Below are 10,477 nucleotides of genomic sequence, written 5' to 3' on the forward strand. Positions count from 1 at the left end.
AGTAGGGCGGACGGGACTTGAACCCGTGACCGACGGATTATGAGTCCGCTGCTCTAACCAGCTGAGCTACCGCCCCGAGCGATGTCTAGTCGTCTGACACCTGTATGGGGATCGACTCCGTTACGGGGTCTGTCACCGATTCTCCACGATACATGCTCTCGAACGTCGACAAGGTGCGCTGAATGTCGTGCGCCTTGATCATCCGGAGGGACTCGCGCTTCATCGCCAGGATCTTATCGGGAGACGCGGTGAGCACATCCGTCAACCTCGCCGCGAGCTCTGGCACATTCCCGGGCTCGAAGAGGTACCCGTTCTCATCGTCGTGCACGAGGTGCGGGAGCGCCATCGCGTTGGCAGCGACGACGGGAAGAGCGGATGCCATCGCCTCCATCGTCACGATGCTCTGCAGCTCGGCGATGGACGGCATGGCGAGCACGGTGGCGCGCGAATAGATGGAGCGAAGCTCTTCGTCGCTGACATAGCCAGTAAAGGTGACCCGGTCACCGAGTCCGAGCTGCGCGGCGAGGTTCTCGAGGTTGCGCTTCTGATCTCCGCCGCCGACGATCTCGAGCTTGGCATCGAGCGCAGGGTCGAGGGTGGCGAACGCTTTGATCAGAACGTCGATCTGCTTCTCACCGGTCACCCGGCCGACGAACAGGATCCGGTTCTCGGTGCGTGGCTCGAAATTCGGGGTGTACATGTGTGCGTCGATGCCGCAGGAGATGGCGTGCACACCGGTCAGGCCGGTGTACTTCTCCAGGAAGTCCGCCGCGCGGCGCGTAGGAGTGGTGACGGCTTCGGCCAGACCGAGGTTACCGCGGGCCAGCTTCCACGCCCAGCGGACGAGACCCTCTCGGAACTGCTCGGGCAGGAGCGTGAACTCGAGGGCGTTCTCCGGCATGAGGTGGTTGGTGGCGATGATGCGGATGCCCCGCTTCGCTGCCTCGTTCGAGAGCCCGCGTCCGACGATAAGGTACGACTGCGAGTGGATCACATCGGGCTTCACCGCGTCGATGATGCGAGCCGCGTTGCGGTTGATGCTCCAGGGCAGCGCGAAGCGCAACCAGTCATGCGGGTACCACCGCCAGCTCTTGAGCCGGTGGACTGTCATCTGCTGGCCCTCGTGGGTCTCAATCCAGGTGCCACGCCTGCGTGAGGCTGCCGGCGCGACGACGTGGACCTCATGCCCCCGCGCGACCATCCCTGCCGCGAGGCGCTCGGCGAAACGTGCTGCCCCGTTCACGTCTGGGGAGAAGGTGTCGGCTCCGATGATGATTCGCAGCGGTCGCTTGCCGTTGGATGGGGTGGTCGTCGAACCGTAACCGGTCGGATTCAGTGCGTCAGGCAAGGTGGGCGTATTCCTCCGTCATCGGCCGGCGTTCAAACAACCAGCCACATCCCTCGGCGGATGGCCTCCCGGGATCGGTCGGTTCATTCTAACCGGCGGCCCGCTGGTTGCGCAGGACGCCCTCTCGCGTGCCGCGAATCGGAGGACGCCCTTCTTTCGGGGAAATCATCACACGGGTGTTGATCTGAGCCTGCCTCGATCGTTCATTCAGCAGAGGTCCGAAACCACGGCCGTTACGGTGACCAGCCAGGAGAAAGGATCTCTCCTGCGTTACGCACTTCTGCGGAACGACCCCGAACCCGCCGATGTGGGCATCACCGAGGAAGACATGGAACCGACCCGCGCCGCATTCGGTGCCCACGCGAAGTCGCTTCACGATTCCGGCGTGCTGGTGTCGGTTGGCATCCTCCAGCCGGCGGGTCATCGACCACGCTGACGTTCCGCCACGACAGCCTGCAGATCCAGGACCGGCCGTTCGCCGACACGAAGGGCAAGCTCAACGATCGGGCGATGTCGCTCACGACCGGTGCGCCACCGAGAGCCTGGCTTCGCGATCGAGCCGAAAAGGCCAGGGACGCCTGATCGAAGCAGTGCTCGTAACGGGCGCTTACGCGGCTGCGCAGGGAGTTACGGTTGCACCTGCGGATGGTGACGCGCCAGCTGGAAGACGCCCCAGACGGCGAGGGCGCCGGCGACCGCGAATCCGATCATCGCCCACAGCGGGGCTCCGGCCGCCTCGTCGAGGACGACGATGCCGATGGCGACCGCGACCATCGGATCGACGACGGTCAACCCGGCGATGACAAGGTCGGGTGGGCCGGACGAGTACGCAGTCTGCACGAAATATGCGCCCACCCCGGTCGCCGCAAGAAGCGCCACAACGCACAGCACGGTCAGCCAATCGAAGTTCTCATTGACGATCCTGTTGATGACAACCTTCGCGAGTGTGGCGACGAAACCGTAGATGATGCCGGCGGCGAGGATGTAGAACAGCGCCTTGGACCGTTTGCGGAAGAATGCGAAGCCGAGGCCGAACACGAGCAGCACGACGCCAAGCATGGCCAGCACCGTCAGCAGGTCGATCCGTGTAACCGCTTTCTCCCCCGCCACCAGCGCGGCCACGGTCACGAACAGTGCCACACCGCCGACGCAGGCGGAAATGGCTATCACCGAGGCGTGGTTGAGCTTCACGTTGTAGATGCGGGCGTTGAGCACCGCGGTGATGACGAGAGCGATGGCCCCGAGCGGCTGCACGATGATGAGCGGCGACCAGACCAGCGCCGTCAACTGGAAAGCGATGGCGAAGGCGAGCATCAGCGTGCCGAGTACCCACGACGGACGGCCGAGAAGCTGTTTCAGCTGGCCGACGTTCAGTCCGCTGCGCGCGTCGACGCCGCTGGTCTCTTCGACCTTCGTCACTCCGCGGTGCTGGAATTGGGCGCCAAGCGACAGGAACACAGCGCCGACGATCGCCAATGGGATGCCGATGAGCTGACTGGGATTGCGAACGAACTCTGCCGTCAGGTCGTTGAAGTCGTTGTTCGCAAACATCACGTTGTGAGCCTACAACGGGCCTGTCGCGGTTAGGCTCAACGAATGGCCATTCTCCCCATTCGCATCACGGGTGACCCTGTGCTCCACTCCCCTGCCGCGCCAGTGACCGAATTCGACGACACGCTGCGGCAGCTCGTCTCCGACATGTTCGAGACGATGGATGCGGCGCCCGGCGTCGGTCTCGCCGCCCCGCAGGTCGGCGTCCCGCTCCGGATCTTCGTGTACGGCTACGACACCGATGAGCACGGCCCGTGGCGCGGCGTCGTGATCAACCCGGAAATGTGGATCACTCCTGCCCCTGCCGGCGAGCCGGATGAAGAACTCGAGTCGGAGGGTTGCCTGTCGTTCCCCGGTGAGCGGTTCCCATTGCGTCGCGCTGACGAAGCGATCGTGACCGGTGTCGACCTTGACGGGCAGCCGGTCGAGATCCGCGTCGACGGTTGGCGTGCTCGTATTCTTCAGCACGAATATGACCACCTGGACGGGTATCTCTACGTCGACCGGCTTCGCCGGCACGAACGAAAGCTCGTCGCGAAGATCACCCGCAAAATGGGGTGGGGTGTCCCGGACGCCAGCTGGATGCCTGGCGTCGACAACCTCGACGACTGAGCTCGCCAAAAGCAAGAGCCCCGGGCGGAGGCACCGGGGCAAAAGAAAAGACCACAGGGGTGGAGCCCTTGTGGTCTTCTCAGCTCCTCGACTTGGACTCGAACCAAGAACCTACCGGTTAACAGCCGATTGCTCTGCCAATTGAGCTATCGAGGATTATGTGTTGCGCATTTACTTTACCAAAGGAATCGCAGACACCAAATCGGGAACGCGAATCCGTTCAGCCGGCTTCAGACGAAATGCTCGTATCCGAATGGGACAACCCAACGAGGAACGGATGCTGCGGGTGGGCGAGAAGCTCGTCGATCGGCCCCAGACCCACGATCCGGCCGTGGTGCAATGCTGCGACCCGGCAGGTGGTACGGCGCAGCAGCGAAAGGTCGTGACTGATGAGCACTGCGGCGAAACTTCCCTCTTCACGAAGCTGCATGACCAGGCCGCTGATCGCGCCGCGCACGGTGACGTCGATTCCCGCGGTCGGTTCGTCAGCCACCCACAGTTTCGGGCCGAGCACGAGCGATCGGGCCACGGCTACTCTCTGCCGTTGCCCGCTGGAGAGTTCGAACGGGAACGTGTCGAGGACCGCCAGCGGCAGTTGCACGGCGTCGAGCATGGTCGCGACCCGCAGACCGAGAGCCTTCCGGTTGTACAGGCGGTCCCGCGCCAGGATCGGCTGACCGATGATCTCCGCCACGGTCAGTTCAGGGGCGAGCCGGGAGGCGGCATCCTGGGGCAGGTACGCGACGTTGAAAGTCAGGCTGTTCAGTTCCCGGCGACGGATGCCACGCAGCCGGAAATCGAGGACCGTCGCGTCGCCGCCGACGATCACCGGCGCGGCATCCGCCCCTTTCGGCGTGATCAGGTCTCCGGCGAGGACGCGGGCGAGGGTGGACTTGCCTGCGCCTGCCTCCCCGACGATGCCAACGACTTCGTCGCTTCCGACGAGGAGGTCGACCCCGTCGAGCGCACGATATGGCGCGCTCATGCGGCGTCCAGGGTACTCGACCGCAAGGTCGTCGACCCGCACGGCTGTTCTCGCGCCTTCCGATGCAGTCATGGCACCATCCTGCCCTAAACGGGGCACGGCGCCACCCCTCACGCGCCGGTCATCGTTCGCGGAGCCTGCGGCGTTCCATTTCGAGCGCCATGAGTTCGCCCTGGAGCGCCCGGTAGCTCTCCCGCTCTTTCGGGTCGATCCGCTGCAGCCGTCCGAGCATGTCGTGGGACTGCCGCAGAAGATCCCGGTCGATCAACGCGACGGTGATCTCTCGCACGTAACTGGTCAGGTCACGTTCGGATCGCTCTGGGATGGGAGCGACGGCGAGTTGTTGCACCAGACCGGTCATCGGTGTCGGGACGGTCTCGGACACCCGGGCGAACCACGCGGCGGTCCCGAAGCTGTCGAGGGTTGCGGCGATGGCGTCACGGACGACCGCGAGGGTCGGGTTCACGAATCCGGTGAGGACAGCCCGCTGGACGAGGTCATGGCCGGCGAGCTCCGGATGCTGCAGGATCGCCATCAGGGCGTCCCGTTCAAGTCTCGTGGCGGGGTCTGCTGGCAGGTCCCTGAGTGACGCAGGGCGTTCCGCAGGAGCCTCTGCCTGGTTCTTGGAAGGGGAGGCACGGTTGCCGCCCTTGCCGGTGCGGCTGATGGCCGCCTGCACCTCGGCAAGGTCGACTCCAAGGTGCCGAGCGAGGACTCGTGTGTACCCGGGGCGTAAGGACGGGTCACGAATGTCGGCGATGATCGGCGCCGATTCCGTCAACGCGCCGACGCGTCCTTCGACGGTCTCCAGGTCGTACGCGGCAAGCGTCTGCCGAATGACGAACTCGAACATCGGTTCCTTGGCGTCGATCAGCCGGCGCACGGCGTCGTCTCCACGGTTGAGCCGCAGGTCGCAGGGGTCGAGGCCGTCCGGCGCAACGGCCACGTAGGTCTGAGCCGAGAATCGCTGCTCCTCGGCGAAGGCGCGCATCGCGGCCTTCTGCCCTGCAGCATCCGGGTCGAAGGTGAAGATGACCTCACCCTTGCCGCTGTCGTCGCCCATCACCCGTCGGAGGGTTTTGATGTGGTCGACGCCGAACGAGGTGCCGCAGGTGGCAACAGCGGTGGTCACCCCGGCCAGGTGGCAGGCCATCACGTCGGTGTATCCCTCGACGACAACGACGCGCCCGCTGCGCGAGACGTCGCGCTTGGCGAGGTCGAGCCCGTAGAGAACCTGCGCCTTGTGGTAAACCGCCGTTTCAGGAGTGTTGAGGTACTTGGGGCCTTTGTCGTCTTCGAGCAGTTTGCGCGCACCGAATCCGACGGTCTGGCCTGTGACATCACGGATCGGCCAGATCAATCGCCCGCGGAAGCGGTCGTAGATGCCGCGGTCGCCCTGGGAGACGAGACCGGACGCGGTTATCTCCTCCACGCTGAAGCCCTTGCCGCGGAGCACTTTGGTGAGAGCGTCCCAGCTCTTCGGCGCGAAGCCCACACCGAACCGGTCGGCGGCGACGTGGTCGAAGCCCCGCTCGCCGAGGAACCGGCGGCCGGGGTCTGCTCCCGGTGTGGCGAGCTGTTCACGGAACCAGGTTTCGGCGGCGGCATTCGCCGCGAGCAGCCGGGCGCGGTTGCCGTGATCGGGGGCGGCGCCGTCGCCGTCTTCGTAGGTGAGTTGGAAGCCGACCCGCGCCGCCAGCCGTTCGACAGCATCCGCGAAGGTCACGTGGTCCATCTTCTGCAGGAACGAGATGACGTCGCCTGATTCGCCACAGCCGAAGCAGTGGTAGAAGCCGAGCTGGGGGCGCACGTGGAAGCTGGGGCTGCGTTCGTCATGGAAGGGGCACAGACCCTTGAGCGAGCCGACGCCGGCGGACTTCAGACTGACGAAGTCACCGACGATGTCAGCGATATTCGTGCGTGACTTGACCTCTTCTATGTCGCTTGAGCGAATGCGGCCGGCCATCATCCCATCCTACCGACGATCCCCCAGCGGGCGGCCTCCCACGGGGAGGGCCGAGCCTAGGCGCTCAGCGCCAGGCGCTCGTGCCAGGCGAGGGCCGACTGGTCCGTCAGGCTTGCCACCTGGTCGACCACGACGCGCTTGCGGGCGGCGTCATCGCCGGCCTCGGCCCAATCGTCGGCGAAGCCGCGGTCGAGTGAGTCGTGCCCCGCCCGGAACAGTCCGTCGGCGAGATCGGTGAGGATATCCCGCTGCTGCCGGTAGATCGGCTGGCGGGCGTCGCTCGCCATCACGAAGGCAGCGACGATGCCCTTGAGCACGGCGATCTCGGCCTGCACCTCGGGCGGGACGACGACGCTCGCGCCGAACCGGATGAGACTGGACTGCGGGTAGGCCTCGCGGGTCGCCTGTGTGGCCGACTGCGAGAAATGGCCGATCATCTGGCTGGTGAAATTCTTCAGTTTGGCGAGGTCGCGGCGGGAGGCATCCCAGCTCGTCATCCAGACGTCGTATCCGGCGAGACGGTCGAACGCCGCCGCCATGTCGTCGAGGGTGAAGCTCTCCCCCGCCCACGCCTGGACAGCCCGGATCAGGGAATCATGGCCGGCACGCGCGCTGAGGAAGGCCGGGTCGATGTACTCGTTCACGATGGCGTCCTCGAAATCGTGTACCGAGTAGGCGATGTCGTCGGAGAGGTCCATCACCTCGGCTTCGATGCAGCGCTGGCGGCCAGGCGCACCTGCACGAAGCCAGACGAACGCGTCGGTGTCCTCGTTGAAGAACCCGAACTTCGCGCGTCCGCCCGGGTCGTGAACGGCTTGCGCGGCCGGCCAGGGGTACTTGCAGCTCGCGTCGAGGCTCGCACGGGTGAGGTTGAGTCCGTAGGACCGGCCGTCGGCGCCGAACACCTTCGGTTCGAGGCGGGTGAGGATCCGGAGAGTCTGCGCGTTCCCCTCGAAACCGCCGATGTCCTGTGCCCAGTCGTTGAGCGCGCGCTCTCCGTTGTGGCCGAACGGCGGATGGCCAAGGTCGTGGGCGAGGCAGGCGGTGTCGACGATGTCCGGTTCGAGCCCGAGGCTCGTGGCGAGTTCGCGTCCGACCTGGGCTACTTCCAGAGAGTGGGTGAGCCGGTTCCTGGCGAAGTCCAGCCCGGCGGCCGGGCTCAGTACCTGGGTTTTCGCAGCCAGGCGGCGCAAGGCGCTCGAGTGCAGCAGGCGTGCCCGGTCGCGGGCGAAGTCCGTGCGGCGCGAGGAGTGGTTTTCGGGCAGGGCGCGTTCGTTGTCGTGATCCGAATAGTCCTCGCTAGCCGCCACTGGTGTCCGCCTCTGTTTCGGTCAGGGTTCCGCGTTCGGTCACTCCGATCGTGCGGGAGTTCAGCCAGCCATCCGGCAACACCGTGCGTTTCGGCGACCCGGCGCGACCGCGCTGGCCTTCCGCGTCGGCTCCCGGATACGGAAGGTCCCAGTCGAGGGTCGCCAGCAGATCATCAAGCTGATCGAGCGACTGGACGGTCGCAAGACTGGCTCGCAGGTCTCCGCCGACCGGGTATCCCTTGAAGTACCAGGCGACGTGCTTGCGGATGTCGCGGCATCCGCGTTCTTCGCTTTCGAAGAATTCGGCGAGCAGCTCGGCGTGCCGGCGGAACGTCGTTGCCACCTGGCCCAGCGTGGGGGTGAATCGGGTTGGTGAGCCGGTGAACGCAGCGGCAAGGTCGCCGAACAGCCAGGGCCGGCCAAGGCAGCCGCGACCCACGACGACGCCGTCGCAGCCGGTCTCGTCCATCATCCGGAGCGCGTCTTCGCCGGACCAGATGTCGCCGTTGCCGAGGATGGGGACGTTCGTCACCGTCTCTTTGAGTCGGGTGATCGCCGACCAGTCGGCCTGGCCGGAGTAGAACTCCGAGGCGGTCCGTGCGTGGAGGGCAATGCTGGCCACGCCCGCGCCTTCGGCGGCTTTGCCTGCTTCGAGATAGGTGAGGTGATCGGCGTCGATGCCTTTGCGCATCTTCACCGTCAGCGGGATGTCGCCGGCTGCCTTCACCGCGCCCTCGACGATGTCGCGGAACAGGTCCTGCTTCCACGGGAGTGCTGAACCGCCGCCCTTGCGGGTGACCTTGGGAACCGGGCATCCGAAGTTCAGGTCGATGTGGTCCGCGCGGTCCTCCGCGACGAGGATCGTCACGGCTTCGGAAACGGTCTTCGGGTCGACGCCGTAGAGCTGGATGCTGCGGGTGGTCTCCGACTCGTGGTGGTTGATCAGCCGCATCGTCTCCTTGTTGCGCTCGACGAGCGCGCGGGAGGTGATCATCTCGCTGACGTAGAGGCCGACGCCGAATTCGCGGCAGAGGCGGCGGAAGGCGGTGTTAGTGATCCCGGCCATGGGCGCGAGAACCACCGGCACGTCGAGCTCGAGGGAGCCGATCGTCAGTGCCGGGGTGTGGCTTATCGTGGGAATGGCAGACATGTCTCTCAATTCTCCCAGAAAGCTGGCGAAAGCATGACCGAGCAGGAATCCGGTGCAGGGATCGAGCGGATGCGAGCGGATGCTGCATCACGGGGACTCGAGGTCGAGGTGGTTTCGCGACCGAACGCTTCGAGCCTCGAAGAGGCGGCGAGCCTTCTCGGCATCGAACCGCGGGAGATCGTGAAGACCCTGGTGGTGAAGCGCCACGACGGCGACTTCCTGTTCGCGCTCGTACCAGGCGGCCGCAAGATCTCCTGGCCCAAACTGCGAGCCCTCGTCGGGGTGAACAAGCTGTCGATGCCCTCAGCGGATGCCGCGCTCGCGGCGACCGGGTACGGTCGCGGCACGATCACTCCGCTGGGGAGCTCGACCGCCTGGCCGGTGTGGGTCGATGAGACGGTGACCGGGCACAGGGTCGCGCTCGGCGCCGGTGATCACGGTCACAGCGCTTTCGTCGACGTGGACTCGCTCGTCGAGGCCTACGGAGCGACCGTCGCCGACATCACCGAACCGGAGTGAACGCCTTCTCGACAGCCGCGGTGACCTCGGCGAGGGAGGGAAGCGCGCACGCGTCGCCCTCGCAGGCGACAGCATCCGTTGCGCCGAGCAAGGTCAGTGCGGGTCTCGCCTGTCTTTCGGTCATGACGTGACCGCCGCGCGTTCGGTCCAGACCTGGTCGAGCACCTGCGCGAACGTTGCGGCTTCCTGAGCACCCGAGACGCCATACTTGCCGTCGATGACGAAGAACGGCACACCCTGGATGCCGTATTCGACGGCGAGGGCTTGGTCGGCGCGGACGTCGCCGAGGAACTCGTCCTCGTTGAGCGCACGAATCACGTCGTCCCGGTCGAGTCCGATTTCAGCGGCGAGGTCGGCAAGGTCCTCGACCCGGCCGACGTGCCTGCCTTCGGTGAAGTACGCCTTGAGCACTCGTTCCTTAGCCTCGACCTGCTTGCCGTGAGCCTTGGCGTAGTGCAGGAGCTGGTGGGCCTTGACGGTGTTGGTGTGCTGAAGGGCCTCGTAGTCGTAGTCCAGCCCGACGTTTTTCGCTATTCCCGTCACATTTTCGAGCATCGGCGCGACCTGTGCGATCGGGAGTCCCTTGTGCTGCGAAAGGAAGTCAGCCGCGCTCCCGTCGAAGTCGACCGGGGTGTCTGGGGCGAGTTCGAAGCTGTGGTACTCGACGATCACCTGGGGCGCGTCTGCGCCCGCTTTCTCAGCGAACGCGCTGGCGCCGGCTTCGAATTTGCGCTTACCGATGTAGCACCAGGGGCAGGCGATGTCGGACCAGATGTCGATTTTGATGGATTCACTCACCTCTGGCACAACCCATGCCCTCGCAGCGGTATTCCCCCGCGTGCATGAGGTTCCGGGCGACGCTCTGGATTCCGATTCGTTCGTCCGCCCCGCACGTCGGCATCCGTCGCACAAACCCGTCATCTGCGACGGATGTACGGCCGGGCTCCGGATTCCGTTTCGTTCGTCCGCCCCACACGTCGGCATCCGTCGCACAAACCCGCCATCTGCGACGGATGAACCGCGACTCCGGGAGGCG

11 protein-coding genes and 2 tRNA genes are annotated in these 10,477 nt (G+C 65.5%); 3 read left to right on the forward strand and 10 right to left on the reverse strand.

Annotated elements, in window-relative coordinates; all coding sequences use genetic code 11:
• Positions 1 to 2: 2 nt before the first annotated feature.
• Both JWP90_RS07195 and JWP90_RS07200 read right to left on the reverse strand, forming a co-directional pair.
• Positions 3 to 76, reverse strand: a tRNA-Ile gene (locus JWP90_RS07195).
• 9 nt (positions 77 to 85) lie between these two features.
• On the reverse strand, positions 86 to 1,348 hold the full coding sequence (locus JWP90_RS07200) for a glycosyltransferase (RefSeq protein ID WP_297361739.1): 1,263 nt from the start codon (positions 1,346 to 1,348) through the stop codon (positions 86 to 88).
• A 238-nt stretch (positions 1,349 to 1,586) separates the two neighbouring features.
• Here JWP90_RS07200 and JWP90_RS07205 point away from each other — a divergent pair, with 238 nt between their 5' ends.
• Positions 1,587 to 1,784 carry a hypothetical protein gene (locus tag JWP90_RS07205; RefSeq protein ID WP_297361742.1) on the forward strand — a complete coding sequence of 66 codons (198 nt, stop codon included), beginning with the start codon at positions 1,587 to 1,589 and terminating at the stop codon, positions 1,782 to 1,784.
• A 191-nt stretch (positions 1,785 to 1,975) separates the two neighbouring features.
• Here JWP90_RS07205 and JWP90_RS07210 read toward each other — a convergent pair whose 3' ends face one another.
• Complete coding sequence (locus JWP90_RS07210) at positions 1,976 to 2,899, reverse strand: DMT family transporter (protein ID WP_297361770.1); 924 nt, start codon at positions 2,897 to 2,899, stop codon at positions 1,976 to 1,978.
• A 45-nt stretch (positions 2,900 to 2,944) separates the two neighbouring features.
• Here JWP90_RS07210 and def point away from each other — a divergent pair, with 45 nt between their 5' ends.
• Complete coding sequence (gene def, locus JWP90_RS07215; RefSeq protein ID WP_297361745.1) at positions 2,945 to 3,511, forward strand: peptide deformylase; 567 nt, start codon at positions 2,945 to 2,947, stop codon at positions 3,509 to 3,511.
• 83 nt (positions 3,512 to 3,594) lie between these two features.
• On the opposite strand, the gene JWP90_RS07220 is transcribed toward def, so the two are convergent.
• The 5 genes from JWP90_RS07220 to dusB form a co-directional block, all read right to left on the reverse strand.
• Positions 3,595 to 3,667: transfer RNA gene (locus tag JWP90_RS07220), tRNA-Asn, on the reverse strand.
• 64 nt (positions 3,668 to 3,731) lie between these two features.
• Positions 3,732 to 4,568 carry an ATP-binding cassette domain-containing protein gene (locus JWP90_RS07225; RefSeq protein WP_297361748.1) on the reverse strand — a complete coding sequence of 279 codons (837 nt, stop codon included), beginning with the start codon at positions 4,566 to 4,568 and terminating at the stop codon, positions 3,732 to 3,734.
• A 49-nt stretch (positions 4,569 to 4,617) separates the two neighbouring features.
• A complete protein-coding gene (dnaG, locus tag JWP90_RS07230) occupies positions 4,618 to 6,462 on the reverse strand; it encodes a DNA primase (RefSeq protein WP_297361751.1) in 1,845 nt (614 codons plus the stop codon).
• Between the two features lie 56 nt (positions 6,463 to 6,518).
• Positions 6,519 to 7,772, reverse strand: a complete 1,254-nt coding sequence (locus tag JWP90_RS07235) for a deoxyguanosinetriphosphate triphosphohydrolase (protein ID WP_297361754.1) — start codon at positions 7,770 to 7,772, stop codon at positions 6,519 to 6,521.
• Entirely contained in the window at positions 7,762 to 8,922 is a 1,161-nt protein-coding gene (dusB, locus tag JWP90_RS07240; RefSeq protein WP_297361757.1) for a tRNA dihydrouridine synthase DusB, read from the reverse strand. The genes JWP90_RS07235 and dusB overlap by 11 nt, the downstream gene beginning before the upstream one ends.
• Before the next feature lie 33 nt (positions 8,923 to 8,955).
• Between dusB and JWP90_RS07245 the strand changes: the two genes are divergently transcribed.
• Positions 8,956 to 9,441 (forward strand): aminoacyl-tRNA deacylase, encoded by a 486-nt coding sequence (locus tag JWP90_RS07245; RefSeq protein WP_297361761.1) that lies wholly within the window; start codon positions 8,956 to 8,958, stop codon positions 9,439 to 9,441.
• Here JWP90_RS07245 and JWP90_RS07250 read toward each other — a convergent pair.
• Both JWP90_RS07250 and JWP90_RS07255 read right to left on the reverse strand, forming a co-directional pair.
• Positions 9,425 to 9,565: a hypothetical protein gene (locus JWP90_RS07250; RefSeq protein WP_297361764.1), complete on the reverse strand. Its 141-nt coding sequence runs from the start codon at positions 9,563 to 9,565 to the stop codon at positions 9,425 to 9,427. The genes JWP90_RS07245 and JWP90_RS07250 overlap by 17 nt on opposite strands.
• Positions 9,562 to 10,239, reverse strand: a complete 678-nt coding sequence (locus JWP90_RS07255; protein WP_297361767.1) for a DsbA family oxidoreductase — start codon at positions 10,237 to 10,239, stop codon at positions 9,562 to 9,564. Before JWP90_RS07255 ends, JWP90_RS07250 begins: the two co-directional genes overlap by 4 nt.
• Positions 10,240 to 10,477: the final 238 nt, after the last annotated feature.

Origin of the sequence: Mycetocola sp., assembly GCF_025464835.1 — a bacterium.
GTDB lineage: Bacteria > Actinomycetota > Actinomycetes > Actinomycetales > Microbacteriaceae > Mycetocola_A.